Here is a 24,786-nt window from a genome sequence, read left to right on the forward strand (position 1 = left end):
AAAAAGGCGTTGCCAGGGATCACCCGGCAACGCCCTCGTCTTATATTGACACTGCAGCCTAGTGACCGCGCGCCTGTCGTCTCCTCGCTTCCGCCTCCATCTAACCTGCGAAAACCGTATATGCAATGTAACGAAGCGGTGCGTTTTGGACAAGCTAGAAGAAACCCTAGCCCCAAAATCGGGCATGTCTCCCCGTGATCACTCGCGGGCCCTGCCCAAGCGGGCCAGCAACTCGCCCATGATGCCGCGCCGGAAGGTCAGCACGCAGATCACGAAGATCACGCCGGTGACCATCGTCACCGACTCGCCCAGCGAGCCGAACCACTCGATGCCGGTGGCCGAGGCCAGGAAATTGCCGATGTCGCCGAGCTTGTTCTCCAGCGCCACCACCACGAAGGCGCCCACCAGCGGGCCCGACAGCGTGCCCAGGCCGCCCACCAGCGTCATCAGGATCACCGAGCCCGACATCGACCAGTGCACGTCGGTCAGCGTGGCGAAGCCCAGCACCAGCGCCTTGATCGAGCCGGCCAGCCCGGACAGCGCCGCGGACAGCACGAACACCATCAGCTTGAAGCGGTCGGTGCCGTAGCCCAGCGAGATGGTGCGCGGCTCGTTCTCCTTGATCGCCTTGAGGATCTGCCCGAACGGCGAATGCACGGTGCGCACGATCAGCGCGAAGGCCAGCACGATGATCAGCAGCGCCACGTAGTACAGCGTCAGGTCGCTGTCCAGCGGCAGCACGCCGAACAGCTTGCCGCGCGGAATGCCCTGCAGGCCGTCCTCGCCGCCGGTGTAGGGCACCTGCAGGCAGAAGAAGAACAGCATCTGCGCCAGCGCCAGCGTGATCATGGAGAAATAGATGCCCTGGCGGCGGATCGCGATCCAGCCCACCACGTAGCCGATCACCGCGCCGGTCAGCGTGCCCAGCACCAGCCCCACCTCCGGCGTCACGCCCCACACCTTCATGGCATGGCCGGCCATGTAGGCGGCGCCGCCGAAGAAGGCCGCGTGCCCGAACGACAGCAGCCCGGTGTAGCCGATCAGCAGGTTGAACGCGCACGCGAACAGCGCGAAGCACAGCACCTTGAGCACGAACACCGGATACGCCCCGGCCATCGGCGCCACCAGCAGCGCCACCAGCAGCAATCCATACCCCAGCCACAGTTTCTTCTGCACGCCCCGCCCCTGTCTTGTCTGCCCGGCGGCCGCGGCCGCGCCCGATGTCTGGCTCATCACTTCTCCCTCCCGAACAGCCCGGCCGGGCGCAGCATCAGCACGATCACCATGATGAAGAACACCACCGTGGACGACGCTTCGGGGTAGAACACCTTGGTCAGCCCCTCGATCACGCCCAGCCCCAGGCCGGTGAGGATCGAGCCCATGATCGAGCCCATGCCGCCGATCACCACCACGGCGAACACGATGATGATCAGGTTCTGCCCCATCAGCGGCGAGATCTGGATCACCGGCGCGGCCAGCACGCCCGCGAACGCCGCCAGCGCCACGCCGAAGCCGTAGGTCAGCGTCACCATCAGCGGCACGTTGACGCCGAACGCCTCCACCAGCTTGGGGTTTTCGGTGCCGGCGCGCAGGTAGGCGCCGAGCTTGGTCTTCTCGATCAGGAACCACGTGGCGAAGCACACCGCCAGCGACGCCACCACCACCCAGGCGCGGTAGTTGGGCAGGATCATGAAGCCGAGGTCGGTGGCGCCGGAGAGCAGTTCCGGCGTCGAGTACGGCAGGCCGGACACGCCGTAGATCGAGCGGAAGATGCCTTCGATCACCAGCGTGATGCCCAGCGTGAGCAGCAGGCCGTAGATGTGGTCGAGCTTGTAGATCCAGCGCAGCATGGTGCGCTCGATCACCACCCCGAGCAGCGCCACCACCAGCGGCGACAGCACCAGCATCACCCAGTAGTTGAGCTCGAAGTAGTTCATGCCCATCCAGGCCAGCACCGCGCCCAGCATGAACAGCGCCCCGTGGGCGAAATTGATGACGTTGAGCAGGCCGAAGATCACCGCCAGGCCAAGGCTCAGCATCGCGTAGAAAGCACCGTTGACCAGCCCCAGCAGCAACTGGGACAGCATGGCGGGCAAGGGAATACCGAAGATGTCCATCGCGGGCGTTACCGTTCGCGCGCCGGCCGGGAGGCGCGATGGCCTCCCGCGCGGGCGCAGTCAGATGAAGCGAAGCCGCGGCGCCCGCAACCCGGGCCGCCGCGGCGGGGACAGCACTCGCAGCTCAGGCGCTCACTTCTTCAGCAGCGCGCACTTCGATTCCGCCACCGTGGTGAAGGCCTGGTCGCCCGGGATGGTGGCGGCCACCTTCAGGTAGTCCCACGGCTTCTTCGACTCCGCCGGCGACTTCACCTGCATCAGGTACATGTCGTGGATGGCGCGGCCGTCCTGGCGGATGTAGCCCTTGGTGTAGAAGTCGTCGATCTTGGCCTTCTTCAGCTCGGCCATGACCTTGTCCGGATCGTCCGTCTTGGCCGTCTCCACCGCCCTCAGGTAGGTGCGGATGGCGGAGTAGTCGGCGGCCTGCAGGCTGCTCGGCATCTTCTTGGTCTTGCCGAAGAAGCGCGTGGCGAACTTGCGCGTCTCGTCGTTCATGTCCCAGTACCAGCTGTCGGTCATCAGCAGGCCTTCGGTGTTCTTCAGCCCCAGGCTGTGCACGTCGTTGATGAACATCAGCAGCCCGGCGATCTTCATCGACTTGGTGATGCCGAATTCCTTGGCCGCCTTGATCGCGTTGATGGTGTCGCCGCCGGCATTGGCCAGGCCCAGGATCTGCGCCTTGGACGACTGCGCCTGCAGCAGGAACGAGGAGAAGTCGGATGCGTTGAGCGGATGGCGCACCTGGCCCACCACGGTGCCGCCGTTGGCCTTCACCACCGCCGCGGTGTCCTGCTCGAGCGAGTGGCCGAACGCGTAGTCGGCGGTCAGGAAGAACCACGACTTGCCGCCCTGCTTGACCACCGCGCTGCCGGTGCCCTTGGCCAGCGCCACCGTGTCGTATGCGTAGTGCACCGTGTACGGCGAGCACTCCTCGTTGGTCAGGCGCGCCGAGCCGGCGCCGATGTTGAAGTAGACCTTCTTCTTCTCCGCCGCCACCTTGGCCATCGCCAGGCCGGTGGCGGAGTTGGTGCCGCCGAGCAGCATGTCCAGGCCCTGCTGGTCCATCCATTCGCGCGCCTTCGAGGCGGCGATGTCGGCCTTGTTCTGGTGATCGGCCGAGACCAGCTCGATCGGCTTGCCCAGCGCCTTGCCGCCCGCGTCCTCGATCGCCATCTTGATGGCTTCGAGGCCGGCCGGGCCGTCGATGTCGGCATACAGGCCCGACATGTCGGTGATGTAGCCGATCTTGACCGTATCGCCCGAAACCTGTGCCGAGGCCGAGCCCGTTGCCACGCCCGTTACGATGGCCGCCAGAGCAGCCGCCAGCCGAGTCATTTTCATTACCTGTCTCCTTAGTTTCGGCGGCACTTGTCGCCACCCGTTCCTGCCCTGAAACAAATGCCCGCGATGCCCGCGCGCGGCGCGCGCCGCATCAGACCCCGAGCAGCTCGTTGAGCACCGGCATCTTGGCCTGCAGTTCCGCCGCGGCGAAACGCTCGACGATGGTGCCGTGCTCCATCACGTAAAAGCGGTCGGCCAGCGGCGCGGCGAAGCGGAAGTTCTGCTCCACCATCACCACCGTGTAGCCCTTCTTCTTGAGCATCAGGATCATGCGCGCCAGCGCCTGCACGATCACCGGCGCGAGGCCCTCGGAGATCTCGTCGAGCAGCAGCAGGTTGGCGCCGGTGCGCAGGATGCGCCCCACCGCCAGCATCTGCTGCTCGCCGCCCGACAGGCGCGTGCCCTGGCTCTGGCGGCGCTCCTTGAGGTTGGGGAACATCTCGTAGATCTCGGCCTCGCTCATGCCGGCGCCGCCATTGCCGCCGCCCTTGCCCTTGAGCAACGGCGGCAGCATCAGGTTCTCCTCGCACGACAGGCTGGCGAAGATGCCGCGCTCCTCCGGGCAGTAGCCGATGCCGCAATGCGCGATCTTGTGCGTGGGCATGCCGATGGTCTCGGTGCCGTTGACGCGGATCGAGCCCTTGCGCTGGCCGGTCAGGCCCATGATGGCGCGCAGCGTGGTGGTGCGCCCGGCGCCGTTGCGGCCCAGCAGCGTGACCACCTCGCCGCGGTTCACGGTCAGGTCCACGCCGTGCAGGATGTGCGATTCGCCGTACCAGGCGTGCAGGTCCTTGATTTCGAGTGCGGGCGTCGCCGATGTTGTGCTCATGCGGATTCCTCAGTGCGCGCCCTGCAGCTCGGCCTCGACGGTGCCCATGTAGGCTTCCATCACGCGCGGGTCCTTCGACACCTCCGCGTAGGGCCCCTCGGCGAGAATCGCGCCGCGCTGCAATACGGTGATCTTGTCGGCGATCGACGACACCACGTTCATGTTGTGCTCGACCATCAGGATGGTGCGCCCGGCCGCCACCTGGCGGATCAGCTCGGTGACGCGCGCCACGTCCTCGTGGCCCATGCCCTGCGTGGGCTCGTCCAGCAGCATCAGCTCCGGCTCCATCGCCAGCGTGGTGGCGATCTCGAGCGCGCGCTTGCGGCCGTACGGCAGGTTGACGGTGACGATCTGCGCGGCGTCGGCCAGGCCGACCTGCTCGAGCAGGTCCATGCTGCGCTCGTTGAGCACGTCGAGCGTGCGCTCGCTGCGCCAGAAATGGTAGGACGTGCCGAGCTGGCGCTGCAGGCCGATGCGCACGTTCTCCAGCACCGTCAGGTGCGGGAACACCGCCGAGATCTGGAACGAGCGGATCACGCCGCGCCGCGCGATCTGCGCGGGCGCTTCGCGCGTGATGTCGATGCCGTTGAAGAGAATGGTCCCCGTGGTCGGCTCGAGGAACTTCGTCAGCAGGTTGAAGCATGTCGTCTTGCCGGCGCCGTTGGGGCCGATCAAGGCATGGATGGAGCCGCGCCGCACCTTCAGGTTGACGTCGCTCACCGCGGTGAACCCCTTGAATTCCTTCGTGAGGTTCCGCGTCTCGAGGATCGTGTCTTGCTCGCTCATGGTCTCCTGCCCGCCCTCTTGTCGCGGCGCCGGCTTCTGGTCGGCACCGCCAAATGGTCAGAACCGTGGCGCTGTTTGCGCCACCACCGCACGAGTCACGCCAACCCAGTCGCGCTCCCCGTGGCTGTCGCGGCTTGCCGCGGCTTGTCTGCCGCTTATGCGCCGCTTGTCTTTCTTCGTTGCCGCCGATGCGGTCATGCACCCGCGCCACGCACCGGGCCTTCAACGCGCGACGCGCCCTGGGTAGGGCGCGCCAATGTGAGCGCTGCTGCACGGCATCTGGGCGTCTATTGTGTGCGTCTGCTGCGTCGCAAAACATCCGGGTTTGCACTGATCATGAAACATGAACCAGATGTCAGGTCCGGCAGTCAGGTCCGGGGCTCAGGTCCGTGCCGCCGCGCCGCCCTTCGCATGGAGCGCGTCGGGCACGCCGGCCGCGGTAACGGCGCCGGCCGCAGCCGCGCCCGTCACCGCCGTGCCGCCGATGCGCCGGCGGCGGTCCTCGCGGATCATGTCGCTGGCGCGCTCGGCGATCATGATGGTCGGCGAGTTGGTGTTGCCCGACGTGATCAGCGGCATCACCGACGCATCCACCACGCGCAGCCCGTCGACGCCGATCACGCGCAGGCGCTGATCCACCACCGCGTCCGGGTCGTCCGCGCGCCCCATGCGGCAGGTGCCGACCGGGTGGAAGATGGTGGTGCCGATCTCGCCGGCGGCCTGCGCCAGCTGCGCGTCGGTCTCGAAGGCCGGGCCCGGCAGCCATTCCTGCGGCTTGTACGGCGCCAGCGCCGGCGCGGCCACGATGCGCCGCGTCAGCCGCAGCGAGTCCGCGGCCACCTTGCGGTCTTCTTCGGTGGCGAGGTAGTTGGGCTCGATCAGCGGCGCCTTGCGGAAATCGGCGTCGCCGATGTGCACGCTGCCGCGCGAGGTCGGGCGCAGATTGCACACGCTCGCGGTGAACGCGTTGAAGCGGTGCAGCGGATCGCCGAACTTGTCGAGCGACAGCGGCTGCACGTGGTACTCCAGGTTGGCGCGCGCCTGCGTGGCGTCCGAGCGCGCGAACGCGCCCAGCTGCGACGGCGCCATGCTCATCGGCCCGCTCTGGTTGATCGCGTACTGCAGGCCGATGCCGAGCTTGCCCCACCAGCTTGCCGCGCGCGTGTTGAGCGTGCGCACGCCCTCCACCTTGACCACGGTGCGCAGCTGCAGGTGGTCCTGCAGGTTCTCGCCCACGCCCGGCAGCGCATGGCGCACCGCGATGCCGAGCGCGCCCAGGCGCTCGGGCTGGCCGATGCCGGACAGCTCCAGCAGCTGCGGCGAATTGACCGCGCCGGCCGCGAGGATGACTTCCTCGCGCGCCGCGGCCGCATGCGCGGCGCCGCCGCCCAGATAGGCCACGCCGCTGCAGCGGCGGGCGTCGAAGTTCAGCGCGCTGACCTGCGCGCCGGTGATGATGGTCAGGTTGGGCCGCTCGGCCGCGCGCCGCAGGAAGGCCTTGGCGGTGTTCCAGCGGATGCCGCGGCGCTGGTTGACCTCGAAGTAGCCCACGCCGAAGTTGTCGCCGCGGTTGAAGTCGTCGGTGCGCGGGATGCCGGCCTGCCCGGCCGCGTCGATGAAGCGCTCCAGGATGTCCCAGCGCAGCCGCTGGCCCTCCACGCGCCATTCGCCGCCGGCGCCGTGGAACGCGCTGGCGCCGCGGTGATGGTCCTCGCTGCGCTTGAACAGCGGCAGCACGTTGTCCCAGCGCCAGCCGTCGTCGCCGGTCAGGCGCGCCCAGTCGTCGTAGTCCTCGCGCTGGCCGCGCATGTAGATCATGCCGTTGATCGACGACGAGCCGCCCAGCACGCGCCCGCGCGGATAACCGAGCGCGCGGCCGTTGAGCCCGGCCTGCGCGGTGGTGCGGTACATCCAGTCGGTGCGCGGGTTGCCGATGCAGTACAGGTAGCCCACCGGGATGTGAATCCAGTGATAGTCGTCGCGCCCGCCCGCCTCGAGCAGCAGCACGCTCACGTCGGGGTCCTGGGTCAGGCGGTTGGCCAGCACGCAGCCGGCCGATCCCGCGCCGACGATGATGTAGTCGTAAGTCTCCATGCTTTTGTCTTTGTCTGGCCTTGCGCCGCGGTTGCAATGGTTGAAGATGGGCCTGCGCCGGGGCGCGGCCTGCCGGTCTTGGGCCGTCGTGGCGCGCGATGGTTCACGCGCCCGCGGTCATGCCTGCGGTTGCAGGTGCTGGCGCAGCCAGCCGGCCAGCGCGGCGAACACCTCGCCGCGCAGCGGCTGCGCTTCGTTGAAGATCTCATGGTAGCCGCCGTCGAACCAGCGCATCTCGCGCAGGTCCGGCGGCGCGGCGTCGAAGAAGCGGCGGCTGCCGGCCGCGTCGACGATGCGGTCGGCACCGGGCACCAGCAGCAGCGCGGGGGCTTCGAGCAGCGGCGCGTCGGCCTGCGCCTGCGCCATGCCGCGCACGAAGGTCTCCAGCACGCCGGCGCTGATGGTGCCCTGCACCAGCGGGTCGGCGCGGTACTGCGCCACCACCGCCGCGTCGTGCGACAGGTAGCGCGCCTCGATCGGATTGGGCACGCGCAGGTTCGGCGCCAGCGTCAGCAGCGCGCGGTGCAGCATCAGCATCGCGCCGGACAGGCGCAGCGCCAGCGCCGGCGACGACAGCACCAGCGCGCGCACCGGCCGCACGCGCGCGGTGGCGAAGCGCGCCGCCACCAGCCCGCCCATGCTGTGGCCCAGCAGGAACGGCAGTTCCTGCCATTGGCCCACGGCGGCGTCATGGATCTCGGCAAGGTCTTCGACGTAGATGTCGGGATGCGGCGCCACCATGCGCGCGCCGCCGCTGGCGCCGTGGCCGCGCTGGTCGTAGGCGCGCACGCGCAGGCCCAGGCCGCACAGCAATTCGGCCACGTGCTGGTAGCGCCCGCAGTGCTCGGCCAGGCCGTGCACCAGCAGCAGCGAGCCGGTGGCTTCGGGGAACAGGGCGGGATCGGGCTGCCAGGTGCGCAGCAGCAGCTCGGTGCCGTCGCGCATGCGCTGGCGGCTCTCGGCGGGCACCAGCGGCCGCGCGGGCGCGCCCGCGTCCTGGCCCGCATCCGGGCCGGCGTACCCACCCGCGCCCGGCGCGGGCCGCGGCGCGCCGCCGGGCTCGGCGGGAACAGCAGGGACAGCGGTACTCGGTTGGTCCATCCGGTTGGTCTCCATGTCCGTTCCGCTCGCGTTGCGCCCGCCGGCGCGCCTGTGCCGGGGCGTGGCTAGGCCGCCGCGCCGTGGCGGTGGCAGGATGGCAGCGCCATGTCGCCATCGCCGCCGCCATCGCCATCCGCGTCTCTGTCCGCTTCTCTGTCTGCTTCTCTGCCCGCTTTTCCGTCGACTTCGCCGTCGCCGAGCCGCGCCATGTCGGCCAGGATCGGGCAGTCCGGCCGGTGGTCGCCGCTGCACGCCTCGGCCAGTTGGCGCAGCGTGTCGCGCATGGCGGCCAGCTCGGCGATGCGCTGCTCCAGGTCCGCCACGTGGCGCAGGGTCAGCGCCTTGACGTCGGCGCTGGCGCGCGCGCGGTCGTGCCACAGCGACAGCAGGCCGCGGATCTCGTCCAGCGAGAACCCGAGATTACGGGCCCGCCGCACGAAGCGCAAGGTGTGCACCGCGCGCTCGTCGTAGCGGCGGTAGCCGCCCTCGCTGCGCGGCGGCGCCGCCACCAGGCCGATCGCTTCGTAGTGCCGGATCATCTTGGCGGACACGCCCGAGGCCTGTGCCGCATCGCCGATATTCATGCTTGTTCTCCCGCCGGTTTCCAGCGCCGCAGCAGCAGCGCGTTGCCGACCACGCTCACGCTGGAGAACGCCATCGCCGCGCCCGCCACCACCGGGTTGAGCAGGCCGGCCGCCGCCAGCGGGATGCCGATCACATTGTAGAAGAAGGCCCAGAACAGGTTCTCGCGGATCTTGCGCACGGTGCGGTGCGAGATGCCCAGCGCGTCGGCCACCAGCGCCGGGTCGCCGCGCATCAGCGTGATGCCGGCGGCATGCATGGCCACGTCGGTGCCGGTCGACATGGCGATGCCCACGTCGGCCGCGGCCAGCGCCGGCGCGTCGTTGATGCCGTCGCCGACCATCGCCACCACCGCGCCGCCGGCCTTGAGCGCCAGCACGCGCTCGGCCTTGTCGGCGGGCAGCACCTCGGCCTGCACTTCGTCGATGCCGAGCGCCTCGGCCACGCGCGCGGCGGCGCCGCGGTTGTCGCCCGACAGCATCACGGTGCGCACGCCGGCCGCGCGCAGCCGCTCGATGGCGCGGCGCGCGCCGGGCTTGATGGCGTCGCCGAAGGCCACCAGCCCCAGCACGCGCGGCGCGCCGGCCACGCCGACATCGATCAGCCACGACACCGTGCGCCCTTCGTCCTGCAGCGCCTGCGCGCGCGCCTGCAGCGTACCCGCCGCCGCGCCCAGCGAGGCGCGCAGCCGCTCGCTGCCGAGCTGCAGCGCCATGCCCCCGACCGTGCCGGCCAGGCCCACGCCCGGCAGCGCGCGCACCTCGGCGGCGGCCGGCGCCGTCACGCCGCGCGCGCGTGCCGCGGCCAGCACCGCGTGCGCGAGCGGATGCTCGCTGCCGGCCTGCAGCGCGGCCAGCAGCGCCAGCACGCGCAGTGCCTCGCCGTCGCCCGCGCCCTCCGGCACCGCCAGCGCCACCACTTCCGGCTTGCCGACCGTGAGCGTGCCGGTCTTGTCGAAGGCCACCACCTTGACGCGGTGCGCCACTTCGAGCGCCTCGGCGTCCTTGATCAGGATGCCGGCGCGCGCGCCGGCGCCGGTGCCGGCCATGATGGCGGTCGGCGTGGCCAGCCCCAGTGCGCACGGACAGGCGATCACCAGCACCGCCACCGCGTTGAGCAGCGCCGCTTCCCAGTTGCCGCCGAGCACGCCCCAACCCAGCAGCGTGAGCAGCGCGATGCCCAGCACCACCGGCACGAACACCGCGCTGACGCTGTCGACCATGCGCTGGATCGGCGCCTTGGCCGCCTGCGCGTGCTCCACCATGCGGATGATGCGCGCCAGCACCGTTTCCGCGCCCACCGCCACGGTGCGCGCCACCAGCCGGCCTTCGTAGTTGATGGCGCCGCCGGTGAGGCGGTCGCCGGGCGCCTTGGGCACTGGCAGGCTCTCGCCGGTGAGCATCGATTCGTCGGCGTGGCTGGTGCCCTCGGTCACTTCGGCGTCCACCGGCACGCGCGCGCCCGGCAGCACCACGATCTCGTCGCCCACCCGCACCGACGCCAGCGGCACCGTGGCCTCCACGCCGGCGCGGCGCACGATGGCGCTGTCCGGGCGCAGCGCCGCCAGCGCGCGGATCGCCTCCGCGGTCTGGCGCTTGGCGCGCGTCTCCATCCACTTGCCCAGGCGCACCAGCGTGATGACCACCGCCGCGCTCTCGAAATACAGGTGCGGCATGCCGTCCGCGCCGCGCCACATCAGCCACAGCGACAGGCCGTAGGCCGCCGAGGTGCCGAGCGCGACCAGCAGGTCCATGTTGCCGGCGCCGGCGCGCGCGGCCTTCCAGCCCGCCTTGTAGAAGCGCCAGCCGAACACGAACTGCACCGGCGTGGCCAGCAGCCACTGCACCCACGCCGGCAGCATCCAGTGCACGCCGAACCACCCGGCCACCATCGGCGCCACCAGCGGCAGCGACAACGCGGCCGCGAGCGCCACCGGCCACGGCCCGGACCAGAAGCTATCGCGCGGCGCCGCGCCCGCCGGCTGCTCCTCGCTCACCGGCACCGCGCCATAACCGGCGCGCGCCACCGCGGCGACCAGCGCGGCGGCGTCCACCGCGCCGCGCGGCACGGTCACGGCCGCGCGCTCGGTCGCCAGGTTGACCTGGGCGTCGACCACGCCCGGCACGGCCTTGAGCGCGCGCTCCACGCGCGCCACGCAGGACGCGCAGGTCATGTCGCTGATCGACAGCTCGACGGCCTGGTACGGCACTTCGTAGCCGGCGGCCTTCACCGCCGCCGCCGCGGCTGGCAGCACGGCGGCGCTGTCGGCCTGCAGCGTGGCTTCCTCGGTGGCGAGATTCACGGCGACCTGGCGCACGCCGGGCACCTTGGCCAGCGCGTTCTCGACGCGCCGCACGCACGAGGCGCAGGTCATGCCGCCGATGGGCAGGCGCCATTCGGCATCCGGCGCGCCGGACAGGGGAAGAGTCTGGGATGAAGCGGACATGGCTTGAAGGGAGAGGATTCCACGGTGACGACAAGCGCATCATGGACCTTACCATGTTGGGAAGGTCAAGGCCGGAATCAAGCCATGCCCAGGTCACTTTGCCGCACCCGGCGTTTCGCCGGAAAAGCGCTTGCGCTTCCCACAGTGGGAAGGTGCACACTTCACACCGTATCGCAGGGCCGGCCGCCGCGCGCAGCGGTTGGTACGCTCCGGCGATTGCGCTTTTGTTTACGCTCGTTTCCGTTCCAACAGGAGAACCCAGATGATCCAGTTCCAGGTTGAAGGCATGTCGTGCGGCCACTGCGTGGGCGCCATCACCCGCGCCGTGCAGGCCGTCGACCCGGCCGCCAAGGTCTCGGCCGACATCCCCGCGCAGGCCGTGACCGTGGAAGCCACGGCCAGCACCGAGGCGCTGCGCGCGGCCATCGAGGAAGCCGGTTATCCGGTCAAGGGCTGAAGCGCGCACCGCGCGCCTCCGCCCGCCCCGCGAAGAAAAAAGGGCTTCCGGAAACGGAAGCCCTTTCGCGTGGCGCGGCGTGCGCTCAGAAGCGGTAGCCCACGCTCAGGAACGTCACCACCGGGTCGATCTTGATCTTGGTATGCGACTGCACGGTCTGGTTGGCGCCCGCGCCGGCGTTGCGCGCCGTGAAGCTGGCGGTGGTCGACAGCGGCAGGTAGGACACCGAGAGGCCGACGAACCAGTTGTCGGTCACGGCGTAGTTGGCGCCGACGTTGAACACCGGGTTCCACGAGCTCTTGGCGCTGGCCGTCATGGTCGCGCCCGGGCCGAACTCGGATTTCACGAAGGTCTGGTTGCTGATGGTTTCGTCGGTAAACCACGTGTAGTTCACGCCGATGCCGACATACGGGCGGAACCGGGACTTGGCTTCCAGGAAGTGGTACTTCACCAGCATCGCCGGGCTCCACTGCTTCACGTTGCCCAGCATGCCGTACTTGGCGAAGGCGCCCTCGCCCGCGACGTCATGCTTGGGCGGGAGGCCGACCACGAACTCGACGCCGATGTTGTCGGTGAAATAGTGCTCCAGCGAGATGCCCACCGTGTCCGCCGTCTTGACCTCGGCACCCGTGCCGGCCTTGGGCACGCCGACCGGGAAGCCGTTGATGCTGTCCACGGTGAGCGGGTCCGCCGAGCTGTTCGGCATCAGCCGGAACCAGCCCAGGCTGACGACGTTGCTGCCGGCGCTCTGCGCCTGCGCGGCGCCTGCGATCAGCATGGCAACGCTGGCCACCAGGATCTTTTTATGGGTCATGCCTGCTCCTTGTCGTTTCTCTCTTCCTCGAGTTGAGGGGTGCATTATCCCGTCTGGGGTGTGCCGCCTGTTTCAAACGTGCAACGCTTTCATAGAGCGAGGCCCCTAAAGAGCGGGTTAACCACTAAGAAAATGGGGAGTACGCCAGAAAACCGCGCGAAAACTGTACCGAATTTGCGACGCCTGCCCGCCGCAAAACCTACTCCGCGGTAAAGGCCTACTGGGGACAAGGGAATTCACGCGGGCGCGGCGGCGGCGGGCACCCGCCGGCCACCGCTTCGGGATGCCTCAGGCAGCACCCGCCGCGCCCGGCGCAAGCGCGGCGCTGGCCAGCACGCAGGCCGCCAGGTCCCACAAGGCGTAGCCCACGCTCTTGAACACCAGCGGGCTGCCGCCGCGCGCGCGCAGCGCGTCGGCCGCGAGGATGGCCTGCTCGAACGGCTGCACGGTGGCCCAGTCGATGCCGGCCTGCAGCAGGTCGCCGGCCTCGTCCTCGATGCCGAACAGGGTGTCGGCCAGCAGCCGGCCGCTGGCCGACGCGGCCCGGCACAGCGCCGGCGGCAGCTCGCACATCTCGGGGCGGAAGGCGCCCACCGCGGCGATGAAGTGGTCGTCGCGCCACAGGCCGCTGTCGAGGTCGGGCAGCACCGGCGCCAGGCTGGAAGTCACCGTGACCACCATCGACACCCGCTGCAGCACCGCGCGCACGTCGTCCACCGCCTGCGCCTCGGTGCCGAGCGCGCGCGCGTGCACGGCCAGCGCCCCGGCCTTGGCGGCGGTGCGCGAATGCAGCCACACGCGGCGCGGCGCCAGCCCGGCGATGAAGGCTTCGAGATGGGTCAGCGCCTGCACCCCGGCGCCGACGATCAGCAGCTCGCCGTCCGGGCGCGGCGCGAACCGCTGCGCGGCCAGCAGCGAGACCGCCGCGGTGCGCCGCCCGGTCACGGTGGGCCCGTCCAGCAGCGCCAGCCGCCGGCCGGTGTGGGCGTCGGCCACCACCACTTCGCCGAGGATGCTGGGCAGGCCGCGGCGCGGGTTGTCCGGGTGCACGGTGATGTTCTTGGTCATCACCAGCTCGCGGTTGCAGGCCGGCATCACCAGCAGCGTGCCCGCGCCGCCCCCGGCGTCGCCCACCGGCAGGGCGATGCGCGGCGGCGCCGTGGCGGTGCCGGCGCGCAGTTCGGCCAGCATGTCGGCGATGGCGCGCGCCAGTTCCGGGTACGGCAGGCGGGCGGCGGTCTGGTCGGCGTCGAGCGGGGCGAGGGACACGGCGGGTGGCTCCGGAAGCGGTTTGCGATGCGGGATTATCCGCGATTGCCGCCCTTCCCCGCTCGCCCGTTCAGCGCGCCAGCAGCGGCATGACCTGTTCCGGATAGCGCGTACCCGCCGCTGCGTCGGGCGGGAACACGGCGTCGATCGCCGCCAGGTCGGCCGCGTCCAGCGTCACGTCCAGCGCGCCGAGGTTGTCGTCGAGGTTGGCCACGCGCCGCGTGCCGGGAATCGGCACCACGTCCTCGCCGCGCGCCAGCACCCAGGCCAGCGCCAGTTGCGCCGGCGTGCAGCCCTTGCCGCGCGCGATGTCCCTGACCTTGTCGGCCAGCGCCAGGTTGCGCGCGAAGTTCTCGCCGACGAAGCGCGGGCTGGCGCGGCGGTAGTCGTCGGCGGCGAAATCGTCCGGGCTGCGGATCGCGCCGGTGAGAAAGCCGCGCCCGAGCGGGCTGTACGGCACGAAGGCCACGCAGAGCCGCCGGCAGGTGGCCAGGATGCCCTGCGCGCCGCCCGCCTCCACGTCGCGCGTCCACAGCGAATACTCGCTCTGCAGCGCGGCGATCGGGTGCACCGCGTGCGCGCGCTCGAGCGTGCCGGCGCCGGCCTCCGACAGGCCCAGCCAGCGCACCTTGCCCGCGCGCACCAGTTCCGCCATCGCGCCCACGGTTTCCTCGATCGGCACCTGCGGGTCCACGCGGTGCTGGTAGTACAGGTCGATGTGGTCCAGGCCGAGCCGCTTCAGGCTGGCGTCGCAGGCGGCGCGCACGTACTCGGGGCGCCCGTCGACGCCGCGCGCCACCGGGTTGGCCGGATCGCGCACGATGCCGAACTTGGTGGCCAGCACCACGCCGTCGCGGCGGTCGGCGATGGCGCGGCCGACCAGGCGCTCGTTGGTGTGCGGGCCGTAGATGTCGGCGGTGTCGATCAGGTTGACCCCGCGCGCCAGCGCATGGTGGATGGTGCGGATCGATTCGGCGTCGTCGTGCGCGCCGTAGAACTCGCTCATGCCCATGCAGCCGAGGCCGAGCGGAAAGACTTCGGGGCCGTGGCGGCCCAGCTTGCGTAATGCGGTCATGCCCACTCCTGGAAAGACGTTGGCGGAACACCGGCGGGCAGCGGCCCGCCCGCGCATGGCGCGCCCGCACGGCATCGGGGGCGCGCAACCCTGGCAGCATAGGCCGGATCGGCGCCGCGTGCCGGCCTGCCGCCCCCGTGCCGCTCAAGCACCTCAGCCGCGCGGCGCGCCCTTCGCCACCGCGCCGCGCACCTCGATGCCGATGCGGTCCACCACCTTGCCGCCGGCGTCGAGCAGTTCCACCCGGTGCCACCCCGGCCACGGAAACCACGCCATCTGCGCGCCGCGCCCGAGCGGCTTGCCGTCGACGCGCCAGCGCACGCCCTGCGCCGCCCGCCCGCCCGCGCCCTCGGCGCGGAACCAGACCCGCTGCGCCGCCGGCGGGATGTCCGGGTCGAGCGCGAACACGGTGCCGTCGGCGGGACTGCCGATGGCGGGCACGCCATCCCGCGCCGGCGCGCGCGCGGGCGCCGCGCTGGCCACATCGACCGCATCGACCATATCGACCACGCGCATGGCCGTGCCCGCGAGGAACACTTCCTCGCGCGCCGGCTCCAGGTCGCCGGCAAAGCGCAGCGCCACGCGCTCCACGCCGGCCGGCATGGCCGGCGCCGCGCTCGGCACCGCGCGGTGCAGCGCTTCCATGACGTCGTGCCACACCGGCGCGGCGCCCGCCACGCCGGACACCTCGTGCATGCTCGCGCCGCTGGCGTTGCCGACCCACACGCCCACGGTGTAGCGCTGCGACCAGCCGATACACCAGTTGTCGCGCATGTCCTTCGAGGTGCCGGTCTTCACCGCGGTCCAGAAGCGCGTGGTGAGCGGGCTGTCCAGGCCGAAGGTGCGCGCCCGCGCGTGGCGGTCCGACAGCACGTCGGCGATCAGGTAGCTGGCCGCCGGCGACATCACCGCGCGCGCCGCCGGCGCGGCGGCCCCCGCGCGCATGCGCACCGGCGCATAGGCGCCGCCGTTGGCGAACGCGCGGTATGCATTGGCCAGCGCCAGCAGCGGCACGTCGGCGCTGCCCAGCGCGAGGCTGTAGCCGTAGTAGTCGCCGGCCTGCGGCAGCGGCAGCCCGAGCGCGACCAGGCGCTGGTGGAAGCGGTGCGGCGTGACCATCACCAGCGTGCGCACCGCCGGCACGTTGAGCGACGACGCCAGCGCCGCGCGCATGCTGACCCAGCCGGCATAGCGATGGTCGTAGTTCTGCGGCACGTAGAGCCCGCCCGCGCCGCCGGCGGGCAGGTTGACGGGACGGTCGTCGAGCAGCGAGGCCGGCGTCAGGCGCCGCGCCTCCAGCGCCTGCGCGTAGAGGAAGGGCTTGAGCGTGGAGCCGGCCTGGCGCGGCGCCGCGGCGTGGTCCACCTGCGCCGCGCCGGACAGCGCGCCGGACGAGCCCACGTAGGCCAGCACCTCGCCGCTGGCGTTGTCGAGCACCACCACCGCGCCGTCCTCGACGTTGCGCCCGGCCAGCTCGCGCAGGTGCCGCCCGAGGCTGTCGGCGGCGAGGCGCTGCAGGCCGGCGTCGAGCGTGGAGGTGATCGATGCCGGCACCGCGCCGGCCGCGCGCGCCTGCGCCACCAGCAGGCGCGCCAGGTGCGGCGCGAGGTCGGGGCCGGACACCGCGGCCGCCGCAACCGGCGCGCCCGCCGCGGCGCCGCCGCGCGGCAGCGTCAGTTGCGCGAAGCCGCCCAGCCCTTCGCAGGCCTTCGGCAGGCCCTGCTCGCGCAGGATGCCGCAGGCGCGCTGCGCGACCTGCGCCGCGCGCGCGTTGGGCGCGCGCACCAGCGCCACCGCCAGCGCCGCCTCGCGCGCGTCGAGCCCGCTCGGGTACTTGCCGAACAGCGCCTGCGACAGCGCCGACAGGCCCACCAGCTCGCCCCGGAACGGCACCAGGTTGAGATAGGCCTCGAGGATCTGGTCCTTGCTCCAGTCGCGCTCGAGCGCGGCGGCGCGCAGCGCCTGCGCCATCTTCTGCCCCACGCTGCGCCCGCCCGCGCGGCGCAGGTCGTCGTCGAGCAGGCCGGCAAGCTGCATGGTCAGCGTGGAGGCGCCGCGCGTGCGCGTGTTCCACAGGTTGGCCCACGCCGCCGCCGCCACGCCCTGCCAGTCCACGCCGCTGTGCGCATAGAAGCGCCGGTCCTCCGACAGCACGATGGCGGTGCGCACCGCCGGCGAGATTTCCGCCAGCGTGACCCAGTCCCCGCGGCGCGCGCCGAAATCCTCGCGCACGCGCGACAGCGGCGCGCCGTGGCGGTCGAGCACGATCACGTCGGCGCTGCGCCAGCCGGCGCGCACGCTGTCGTACGAGGGCAGCGCGTGTGCTGCCGCGCTTGCCGCCATGCAGGCGGCGGCCAACGTGGCGCGCGGCGCGCGGCTCATTCCCCGCGCCCCGCCACCACGCCGGCCACCAGCAGCACCTGCGCCGCGGCGTAGGTCCACCAGATGCCCAGCGCGAAGGTCTCGAACGGCACCAGGAAGCGCGCGCTGCCGATCAGCGCGTCGGACACCGCGAAGCACAGCGCGCCGATGGCCGCCAGCGGCGTGGGCAGCCTCGCCGCCAGCGCCGCGCACGCCATTGCCGCGAGCGCGATCACGTAGACGGTGACGGGCGCGGCCAGCGCCCCGAGGTTGGGCCAGAAGCGCCCGAGCATGGCGCCCGCCGCGCCCATCACCACGCCGCAGCCGACCAGGCGGTGCGGCCGCCAGTCGCCGGCCATCGGCACGAACAGGCCGAGGTAGGCCAGGTGCGCGAGCAGGAACGCGCCCAGGCCGCCGATGAACGACACCGACAGCCACGGCATCGCCAGCAGGAAGTCGCCCACCGCCGAGCACAGCAGCGCCGCCATCAGCCAGCGCCGCTCGCGCGGCACCGGGTGGTAGCGCGCCGCGCGCGCCAGCATCAGCGCCATCGCCGTCTTCCACACCGGCTGGAAGGCAATCTGGCCGCTCAGCTGCGCGCCGGGCTGCGCGTCCATCGCCACCGTGACCAGCATGCCGCCGTAGACCAGGCCGGCCAGCGTGCCGGCCAGCCACCATTCGCGCACGCGCGCGGGCATCATCATCGCAAGCCAGCTCAAGGGCGCGCTCCTACGGTCAGCCTTGCATTGGGTTGGGCGCCGAACACGTCCGGCGCGTACATCGCTTCCACGCGCGTGGGCGGCAGCGCGAACTCGCCGGCGTTGTTCAGGCGCACCGTGTATTCGACGGTGGCGCTGCCGCGCGGCAGGTAGGCGTAGTACTCGCGGTAGGCCTGCTGCGTGCGCTCAGTGAAGGCCGGCCACGCGCCCGTGCGCCGCTGGCCGCGCGTGGCGATGTCCGAGTCGCGCCCGAGGCCGCTGCCGAGAATGGTGGCGCCGGCGGGAACGGGGTCGCTCACCACCACCCAGGTCATGTCGGCCTGCGCGTCGACCTGCAGCGTCACGCGGTAGGTATCGCCGCGCGACCACTTGCCCGCCACCGCCTGCTCCACCGGCGTCACGCTGCGCGTGATGCGGTAGCCGGCCGCGAGCGGCGCGGCCAGCGGCACCGCCGCCAGCGCGCGCACCGTGGCCCACGGCCGCCCGGCGCCCTGCTGGTCGGCGCGCAAGGTGGCGGTGCCGTCCTGCGGCCACGGCAGGCTCACGCTGCCCACGGCCACGCCGTCGCGGCTGGCCGCGCGCGCCCACTCGAACGCGCGCGTGGCGTCCGGCACGCCTTCCAGCGCCACGCGCGTGGCGCCGGCCACCGGCGTCTTCTCGAAGGCCTGCGCGAAACGCGCCACCGCCAGCGCGCCCCACGCGTTGGCGGTGGTGGTGCCCCACGCGCCGCGCACCTGCCGGCCCAGCAGGCCGGCGGCGAGCTGCGCGGCCTCGTCCTTCCAGCCGGGCAGGTCAAGCGACAGCGCCAGCAGCCGCGCGGCGTTGAGATCGACGCCGCTCATCAGCCACCACCAGTTGTCCTCGCGCTCGGTGGAGAACGCCAGGCGCGTGCCCTGCACGGTCAGGCGCGCGCGCAGGATCTGCTGCGCCTGCGCGAGGCGCGCCTCGCGCTGCGGGATGTCGTGCACGCGGCTCAGCAGCGCGATCCAGTCGAGCAAGGCGGAGGTGGGCCACTGCTGCGGCAGGATCTGGATCGCGCCGAGCATGCGCGCCTGCGCGTGGCCGCTGCGCGAGAGCGCCTCGAGCGCGGCCAGCTTGCGCACTTCCAGGTCCTGCGTGGGCGCCCAGCGCTCGCGCTTGATGCGGCCCTCGACGAAGGCCGCGAGGCCGCTCTCCATGCGCGCGCGGGTCTCGTCGGGCAGGCGCAGCGGCAGGCCCGCGCGCACCGCCTCGTCCGACAGCGCGAGCAGGTAGGCGGTGAGCACCTCGCTGCCGGCGGCGTCGTTCTGCAGCGGGAAATACGCCGCCAGCCCGTCATCGTCGAGATAGCCCGGCAGCTGCGCCGTGAGCGCGCTCCACTGCGCGGCGTCGCCGAGGCCCACCGCGCGCGAGGCGCGCTGCTCCAGGCACGAGAACGGATAGTCGCGGAACCACGCGCGCACGCCGGGCATACCGCCCGCGAGCGACGCCTGCAGGTCGACCTGCAGGCCGCCGCGCGGCCGGCCCGCGGCGTCGGCCAGCGCGCCCTGCGGCGCGCGCACCGGCACCGCCAGCGCGGGCGCGAGCTGCGCCAGCGTGGCCTGCTGCACCGCGAGCGGCACCGCCGGCACCAGTTGCTGCGCGAGCCTGACGCGGTCGGCCGCGCCGCCCTTGCCCTGCTCGCCGGCCTCCACTTCCCACTGCACGGTGCCTTCCTGCGCGAACGCGCCCGCGGGCAGCAGCGGCGCGCTCACGTCCCAGCCGATCTCGCGCGACGCGCCGGCCGGGATCTCCACCGTCTGCGCCGGCAATGCCGGCGCCGTCTGTTGCGCGGATTGCGAAGGCCCGCCCATGCGCGCCACCGCCTGCACCGTCATCGCCCGCTGCGTGGCATTGCGCAGCGTGAACATGGCGCGGTAGCGGTCTTCCTCGCGCACCAGCGGCGGCAGGCCGGAGATCAGCTGCAGGTCCTGCGTGGCGGCCACGGTGGCGCTGCCGCTGCCGAAGCGGCTCACGCCGAGGTCGGCCACGGCGACGATGCGAAAGCGCGTGAGCGAATCGTTGAGCGGCACCGTCAGCGTGGCGCGCCCGGCGCCGTCGAGCGGCACGCGCGGGTTCCACAGCAGCAGCGTGTCGAACAGCTCGCGCGTGGGGCTCTTGCCGCCGCCCCCGCCAGCCGGCACCGCCTTGCGGCCATAGTGCCGGCGGCCGACGATCTCCATCTGCGCGGTGGCGGTCTCCACGCCGTAGGCGCGCCGCCGCAGCATGGCATCGAGCAGGTCCCAGCTGGTGTTGGGCATCAGCTCGAGCAGAGCCTCGTCCACCGCGGCCAGCGCGACTTCGCCGCTGGCCGCGGGCTTGCCGTCGGGCAGCGTCACCTGCACCACCACCTGGGCCTTGCCGCGCACCGGATAGCTGGCCTTGTCGGGCGTCACCTTCACGTCCAGGCGATAGCCTTCGTCGCCGACGCGGATCTCCGCCAGGCCGAGGCGGAAGGCCGGTTTGGACAGGTCGACCAGCGCGCTCGGCGCGGCGTATTCGCGGCCTTCGCTGCGGAAGGCCTGCCACCATGCGAGCGGCTGGCGCCAGCCCCAGGTGAAGAACGAATACCACGGCACCTCGCGCAGCCGCCCGCGCAGCGCCAGCACCGAGACGTACACGTTCGGCCCCCACTCCGGCCTGACCTTGACGCGCACGGTCGGGTCGCGCCCGTCGAGCTCGACCACGCTGGCTTCCAGCACGCCTTCGCGCTCCACCGACACCAGCGCGGTGGCATGGCGGAACGGCATGCGCACCTGGAACACGGCGGTCTCGCCCGGCGCGTAGGCCTTCTTCTCGGGCAGCAGGTCGATGCGGTCGTTGTTCTCGCCGCCGAACCACAGCTCGCCCTGGCGCGTGACCCACACGCTGGTGGCGGCCTGCGACATGCGCCCGGCGTTGTCGCGCGCCTGCGCCACCAGCTCGACCTCGCCGGCCTCGGGCAGCGCCACCTCGCATTGCATGCGGCCCCGCGCGTCGGTGCGGCCTTCGCAGACGCTGCCGAGGTCGCGCGTCTGGCTGCTGTTGTCGTAGCGGTAGAAGCCGCCCACCACGCGCTTGCGCACCGAGGTGGTGGTGCGCAGCAGCGCGCGCACGGCGACCGGCGCGTCGGCCTGCGGGCGGCCCTGGGTGTCGAGCACGAGGCCGTTGACCTTGAGCTTCTGCCTGACCGACACCCAGTTCTCGGCGCGGATGCCCGCCACCACCGCCGCCGGCCACAGCGGCACGGTCTGGCGCAGCGTCTGGATCTCGCCGTTGGGGTCGGCGAAGCCGGTTTCCACCACGAGGTCCCTGGGCGCGTCCACGCGCGGCAGGTTCTTGAGCGTGAGCGCGCCGCCGCCGTTCTTGTCGAGCCTGAGCGGCAGCTTGTCGGCGACCAGCTTCTGGCCGTCGTCGCGCGCGGCGCCGTCCTCGCTCTCGTCCTCGTCGCCGGAGGACGGCTCGCCGCCCTTGCGCTGCGGGCGCGGCGGCGCGAAGGCGTAGTCGCCGTAGTCGGCGAAGCTCACGGACTTGCCGCGCAGCAGCGCCGACACCTGCACCGGCAGGCCCGCCGCGCCACCGCCCGACACGTAGTGCACTTCCAGGTCGAGCGGCACCTCGGCCGGCGCCACCAGCGCGCCGCCGCCGCCGGCCTTGAGCGTGCCGGCCAGCACCGGCAGGCGGAACGCCTCGACGCGGAAGCTGCCGCTGTCGAACGTGCGCTCGCGCGCATCGCTGAACGACACCGTGTAGACGCCCAGCTTGGCCGCCGCCGGCACCGCGAAGGCGCTCTCGGCGCTGCGCCCGCCGGTGGCGGTGGTCCGCCACCGCACCGGCTGCTCGTAGGTCTGCCCGCTGCCCTCGTGGCGGATCACCATCTTGCCGGGCATGGCCTCGTCGCCCGACGGCAGCGCGAAACCGTTCGCGGTCTCGGTGCGGATCAGGTGCTTCATCGACACGGTCTCGCCGGCGCGCAGCAGCGTGCGGTCGAACACGGTGGCGATGCGCACGTCGGGCGTGGCGCTGGTGTCGGTGGGCACGTTGAAGCGCCAGCTTTCGATGCCCTGGTTCCAGCCGGACATGACGAAGGCCATGTCGGCCTGGCCGCGCGCCTGCGGGTGGTCGGCGCCGATGCGCGCGGAGACGAAATAGCCGGACAGGCCGGTGTCGCCGCAGTCGCGCTCGCGCGCGTCCTCGACCGCGCCGAAGCTGGCCAGCCCGGCGGCGTCGGTGCGCGCCGAGGCCAGCAGGCGGCCGCCGCAGTCGCGCAGCGCCACCGCGGCGTTGGCCACCGGCTTGCCGTCGTCGAGCGTCGTGACCCAGGCCAGCGCGGTCATCTTGCCGGGGCCGCGCGCGAGCTTGAAATGCACGCCGAGGTTGGTCACCAGCGCGGCGGTGCGCACGTACATCGGCGCCTGCCGGCCGAGCAGCGCCTCGCCCAGCATCGGCGAGGCGATCTCCACCACGTGGAAGCCGGCCTCGGGCAGCGGAATGCCGACCACCTCGAACGGGCGCGGCGCCTTGCCGCCGGGGTCGGACAACTGCGGGATGGCGAGCTTGCGCGCGCCGGGCACGCCCTCGAGCAGCGACACCGAGCGCGTTTCGATGGCGGGCGCGTTGCGCGGGTTGACGACGTCGCCGGGCGCGCGGCCGGCCAGGATGGCGTCGAGCTCGCCGCGGGTCCAGGCGCTTTCGTGCAGGCGGCGCACCAGCGCGTACCAGCGCAGCACCGCGCCGTCGTCGTCCACCTTGAGCCGGCGCACGGTGCCGGCCTGGGCGCGCACGCCGAGCGCGGGCAGGTCGGCCTCGACGTTGCGCAGCGTGACCGGCAGCAGCGCCGGATAGTCGGCCGGCGCGCGGCCCTTGGGCAGTTCGCCGAAGCGCTCCAGCACGCCGAACGGCGCGGCCGGAAACTTCGCCAGCGGCGGCATGGCGGCGGTGGCGAACTTGAGCGGGAACAGGTCCGCGTTGGCCAGCGCGCGGCCGCTGTCGTCCTTCAGGCCCGCGGGCACCGACAGCGTGAATTCGGTCTTCTCGGCAAACGGCGGCGCGAAGGTGACGCTGCCGACCGGCGCGTCGCGCGCGGCGCCGGGCTCGAACTGCGGCGCGCGCGGGCCCTTGGGGGTGTTCAGCACGATGTGCTCGGCGTCCTTGCGCGAGATCGGCGCCGAGAACGACAGCGACACCGGCCGCAGCGGCGTGCACGGCGACTGCGCGCGCTCGCGCTCGCACGAGAAGCTGGCGGTGAAGGGCTCGCGCACGGTGTAGTCGAAGCGGCGCTCGTCGCGCGTGGCCACGCCGGACGGCGTGGCGATGCCGCCGCCCAGCACCAGCTGCATGCGCGCGCCGGCGGGCAGGCGCTGCTGGCACGTCAGCAGGTGCACGGTGTCGGCCTGCTCCGCCTTGAGCTTCCAGCGCAGCGCGGCCAGCACGGCCTCGCGCTCCTGGCCGCCGAGCAGCCGCACCGGGATGCGCTCGCCCAGGCCCTGCGCCTGGCACCACGCGGCCGCGCGCACCGAATCGGGCGTGGCCGCGCCGTTGAAGCGCAGCGCGAAGACCTGCTCTTCCTCGATCTCGCCGCCGGCCGGGCGCGCCGACACCACCGCCGGTCCGCCGGTCTCGAAACGGTATTCCGGCTTGCCGGCGTAGGCCTTGCCGGCCTCGCTCCGGAGGCCGGCCGCGATGCGCACCGCGCATCTGACGCCGGGCGGCAGGTCGCGCGTGAAATCGAACACCCAGTTGCGCGCATCGACCCAGCGCGCGTGGCCCTCGACGGCCGCGCCGCTGCACGACACGGCGGCGGGCGCGGCGGCCTGCGCGTCGCCGAGCGGCACCATCGCTTCATCGAAGCGGATCGCCACCTGCCGCACGCGCGCGGCCTCGCCCTCGGGCGAGAAGCGGACCACCTGCGCGGCCTGCGCCACGCCCGGCAGCAGCGCCGCCAGGGCACCCGCCAATGCCAGCGCGGCAGCCTGCCAGCGCCCGCGCTGCGCGCGCCTGCCAATCCGAGCGACGATCTGCGTCATCCTGTCCCCTTCCGTTTGCGGCACCGGGCGAGGGTGACATGCGCCGATGGCAAGTGCAAGTAGGCGCACGTCGGCGCGGCACCGACGCGGCATTGGCGCGACATTGAGGCGACAGCGGCAGCCCGCGCGCGCTAGCGCAGGTGCGACAGCGGCAGCGGCCCGTCGCGCTTGAGCGCGGTCAGCACGATGTTGGAGCGCACGCTCTCCACGCCGGGCACGCGCATCAGCTTCTTCATGGTGAACTCGGCCAGCGTGGGCAGGTCCGGCACCATGATGCGCAGCAGGTAGTCGGCCTCGCCGGCCACCGAGTAGCACTCCTGCACTTCCTCGAGCAGCAGGATGTCCTCGCGGAAGCGCTCGACGATGGTGTCGCCGTGGTGGGCCAGCTTGACGCTGGTGAAGACCAGCACGCCGAGGCCGAGCAGCGGCGGCGACAGCACCACGCGGTAGCCGGTGATGACGCCGTCGGCCTCCAGCCGCGCCAGCCGCCGGCCGATCTGGCTGGGCGACAGGTGGATGCGCTCGGCCAGTTGCTGGTGGGTGGAGCGGCCGTCGGTCTGCAGCGCCGCCAGCAGCGCGAGATCGAATGGATCGAGATTGAGCATGGTGGGTTCGCCTTGGGAATCGTGTCGCGGGCAGCGTATCGGGGGGCATGGGGGGCGGTCCGGCCACGCGCGCATGTTTTCCGCAGACAATAACAAATTCCTGCGGTTTATGTGCATTACAAAACCAAAACAGGCCGTTTTCGCGGGCCGCTTGCAGCGTCTGCTCG

The 24,786-nt window shown here is 72.1% G+C and carries 17 protein-coding genes; 1 reads left to right on the forward strand and 16 read right to left on the reverse strand.

What is annotated here, in order from left to right; translation table 11 throughout:
- Positions 1-198 precede the first annotated feature (198 nt).
- The 9 genes from KF708C_RS04910 to KF708C_RS04950 all read right to left on the reverse strand — a co-directional run bounded on the left by KF708C_RS04910 (position 199) and on the right by KF708C_RS04950 (position 11,296).
- A complete protein-coding gene (locus tag KF708C_RS04910; protein WP_059410927.1) occupies positions 199-1,233 on the reverse strand; it encodes a branched-chain amino acid ABC transporter permease in 1,035 nt (344 codons plus the stop codon).
- Positions 1,233-2,117, reverse strand: a complete 885-nt coding sequence (locus KF708C_RS04915) for a branched-chain amino acid ABC transporter permease (RefSeq protein WP_020200473.1) — start codon at positions 2,115-2,117, stop codon at positions 1,233-1,235. The genes KF708C_RS04910 and KF708C_RS04915 overlap by 1 nt, the downstream gene beginning before the upstream one ends.
- 132 nt (positions 2,118-2,249) lie before the next feature.
- Positions 2,250-3,458, reverse strand: coding sequence for an ABC transporter substrate-binding protein (locus tag KF708C_RS04920; protein WP_020200474.1), 1,209 nt, complete (start codon positions 3,456-3,458; stop codon positions 2,250-2,252).
- Positions 3,459-3,549: 91 nt separating this feature from the next.
- Positions 3,550-4,287, reverse strand: coding sequence for an ABC transporter ATP-binding protein (locus KF708C_RS04925; protein ID WP_020200475.1), 738 nt, complete (start codon positions 4,285-4,287; stop codon positions 3,550-3,552).
- A gap of 9 nt (positions 4,288-4,296) precedes the next feature.
- Positions 4,297-5,073 carry an ABC transporter ATP-binding protein gene (locus tag KF708C_RS04930; protein ID WP_020200476.1) on the reverse strand — a complete coding sequence of 259 codons (777 nt, stop codon included), beginning with the start codon at positions 5,071-5,073 and terminating at the stop codon, positions 4,297-4,299.
- A 381-nt stretch (positions 5,074-5,454) separates the two neighbouring features.
- Positions 5,455-7,167, reverse strand: coding sequence for a GMC family oxidoreductase (locus KF708C_RS04935; protein ID WP_059410928.1), 1,713 nt, complete (start codon positions 7,165-7,167; stop codon positions 5,455-5,457).
- Positions 7,168-7,284: 117 nt separating this feature from the next.
- Positions 7,285-8,268 (reverse strand): alpha/beta hydrolase, encoded by a 984-nt coding sequence (locus KF708C_RS04940; protein WP_082079435.1) that lies wholly within the window; start codon positions 8,266-8,268, stop codon positions 7,285-7,287.
- Between the two features lie 65 nt (positions 8,269-8,333).
- Positions 8,334-8,852 carry a Cu(I)-responsive transcriptional regulator gene (gene cueR, locus KF708C_RS04945; protein WP_059410929.1) on the reverse strand — a complete coding sequence of 173 codons (519 nt, stop codon included), beginning with the start codon at positions 8,850-8,852 and terminating at the stop codon, positions 8,334-8,336.
- Positions 8,849-11,296, reverse strand: coding sequence for a heavy metal translocating P-type ATPase (locus tag KF708C_RS04950; protein ID WP_059410930.1), 2,448 nt, complete (start codon positions 11,294-11,296; stop codon positions 8,849-8,851). Before KF708C_RS04950 ends, cueR begins: the two co-directional genes overlap by 4 nt.
- Positions 11,297-11,558: 262 nt before the next feature.
- Here KF708C_RS04950 and KF708C_RS04955 point away from each other — a divergent pair, with 262 nt between their 5' ends.
- Positions 11,559-11,753 (forward strand): heavy-metal-associated domain-containing protein, encoded by a 195-nt coding sequence (locus tag KF708C_RS04955; RefSeq protein ID WP_059410931.1) that lies wholly within the window; start codon positions 11,559-11,561, stop codon positions 11,751-11,753.
- Positions 11,754-11,838: 85 nt separating this feature from the next.
- Here the strand turns inward: KF708C_RS04955 and KF708C_RS04960 are convergent, their stop codons facing one another.
- From KF708C_RS04960 to KF708C_RS04990, 7 genes are all read right to left on the reverse strand, one after another.
- On the reverse strand, positions 11,839-12,567 hold the full coding sequence (locus KF708C_RS04960; RefSeq protein WP_020200482.1) for an OmpW/AlkL family protein: 729 nt from the start codon (positions 12,565-12,567) through the stop codon (positions 11,839-11,841).
- A 288-nt stretch (positions 12,568-12,855) separates the two neighbouring features.
- Positions 12,856-13,836, reverse strand: coding sequence for a delta(1)-pyrroline-2-carboxylate reductase family protein (locus KF708C_RS04965; protein WP_059410932.1), 981 nt, complete (start codon positions 13,834-13,836; stop codon positions 12,856-12,858).
- Positions 13,837-13,906: 70 nt separating this feature from the next.
- Positions 13,907-14,911 (reverse strand): aldo/keto reductase, encoded by a 1,005-nt coding sequence (locus KF708C_RS04970; protein WP_059410933.1) that lies wholly within the window; start codon positions 14,909-14,911, stop codon positions 13,907-13,909.
- Between the two features lie 153 nt (positions 14,912-15,064).
- Entirely contained in the window at positions 15,065-17,293 is a 2,229-nt protein-coding gene (gene pbpC / locus KF708C_RS04975) for a penicillin-binding protein 1C (RefSeq protein ID WP_059410934.1), read from the reverse strand.
- The gene (locus KF708C_RS04980; RefSeq protein ID WP_020423607.1) at positions 17,290-17,991 is read right to left on the reverse strand and encodes a lysoplasmalogenase; all 702 of its coding nucleotides are present in this window, start codon (positions 17,989-17,991) and stop codon (positions 17,290-17,292) included. The genes pbpC and KF708C_RS04980 overlap by 4 nt, the downstream gene beginning before the upstream one ends.
- A complete protein-coding gene (locus KF708C_RS04985) occupies positions 17,988-24,014 on the reverse strand; it encodes an alpha-2-macroglobulin family protein (RefSeq protein WP_059410935.1) in 6,027 nt (2,008 codons plus the stop codon). The genes KF708C_RS04980 and KF708C_RS04985 overlap by 4 nt, the downstream gene beginning before the upstream one ends.
- Positions 24,015-24,145: 131 nt before the next feature.
- Complete coding sequence (locus KF708C_RS04990) at positions 24,146-24,619, reverse strand: Lrp/AsnC family transcriptional regulator (protein ID WP_020200488.1); 474 nt, start codon at positions 24,617-24,619, stop codon at positions 24,146-24,148.
- Positions 24,620-24,786 lie beyond the last annotated feature (167 nt).

Source organism: Cupriavidus basilensis (assembly GCF_000876015.1).
Classification (GTDB): Bacteria; Pseudomonadota; Gammaproteobacteria; order Burkholderiales; family Burkholderiaceae; genus Cupriavidus; species Cupriavidus basilensis_B.

Coding starts and splice junctions, on each gene's coding strand:
- KF708C_RS04910 (WP_059410927.1), bottom strand. CDS start 1,233: ATGAGCCAGACATCGGGCGCGGCCGCGGCCGCCGGGCAGACAAGACAG.
- KF708C_RS04915 (WP_020200473.1), bottom strand. CDS start 2,117: ATGGACATCTTCGGTATTCCCTTGCCCGCCATGCTGTCCCAGTTGCTG.
- KF708C_RS04920 (WP_020200474.1), bottom strand. CDS start 3,458: ATGAAAATGACTCGGCTGGCGGCTGCTCTGGCGGCCATCGTAACGGGC.
- KF708C_RS04925 (WP_020200475.1), bottom strand. CDS start 4,287: ATGAGCACAACATCGGCGACGCCCGCACTCGAAATCAAGGACCTGCAC.
- KF708C_RS04930 (WP_020200476.1), bottom strand. CDS start 5,073: ATGAGCGAGCAAGACACGATCCTCGAGACGCGGAACCTCACGAAGGAA.
- KF708C_RS04935 (WP_059410928.1), bottom strand. CDS start 7,167: ATGGAGACTTACGACTACATCATCGTCGGCGCGGGATCGGCCGGCTGC.
- KF708C_RS04940 (WP_082079435.1), bottom strand. CDS start 8,268: ATGGACCAACCGAGTACCGCTGTCCCTGCTGTTCCCGCCGAGCCCGGC.
- cueR (WP_059410929.1), bottom strand. CDS start 8,852: ATGAATATCGGCGATGCGGCACAGGCCTCGGGCGTGTCCGCCAAGATG.
- KF708C_RS04950 (WP_059410930.1), bottom strand. CDS start 11,296: ATGTCCGCTTCATCCCAGACTCTTCCCCTGTCCGGCGCGCCGGATGCC.
- KF708C_RS04955 (WP_059410931.1), top strand. CDS start 11,559: ATGATCCAGTTCCAGGTTGAAGGCATGTCGTGCGGCCACTGCGTGGGC.
- KF708C_RS04960 (WP_020200482.1), bottom strand. CDS start 12,567: ATGACCCATAAAAAGATCCTGGTGGCCAGCGTTGCCATGCTGATCGCA.
- KF708C_RS04970 (WP_059410933.1), bottom strand. CDS start 14,911: ATGACCGCATTACGCAAGCTGGGCCGCCACGGCCCCGAAGTCTTTCCG.
- pbpC (WP_059410934.1), bottom strand. CDS start 17,293: ATGAGCCGCGCGCCGCGCGCCACGTTGGCCGCCGCCTGCATGGCGGCA.
- KF708C_RS04985 (WP_059410935.1), bottom strand. CDS start 24,014: ATGACGCAGATCGTCGCTCGGATTGGCAGGCGCGCGCAGCGCGGGCGC.
- KF708C_RS04990 (WP_020200488.1), bottom strand. CDS start 24,619: ATGCTCAATCTCGATCCATTCGATCTCGCGCTGCTGGCGGCGCTGCAG.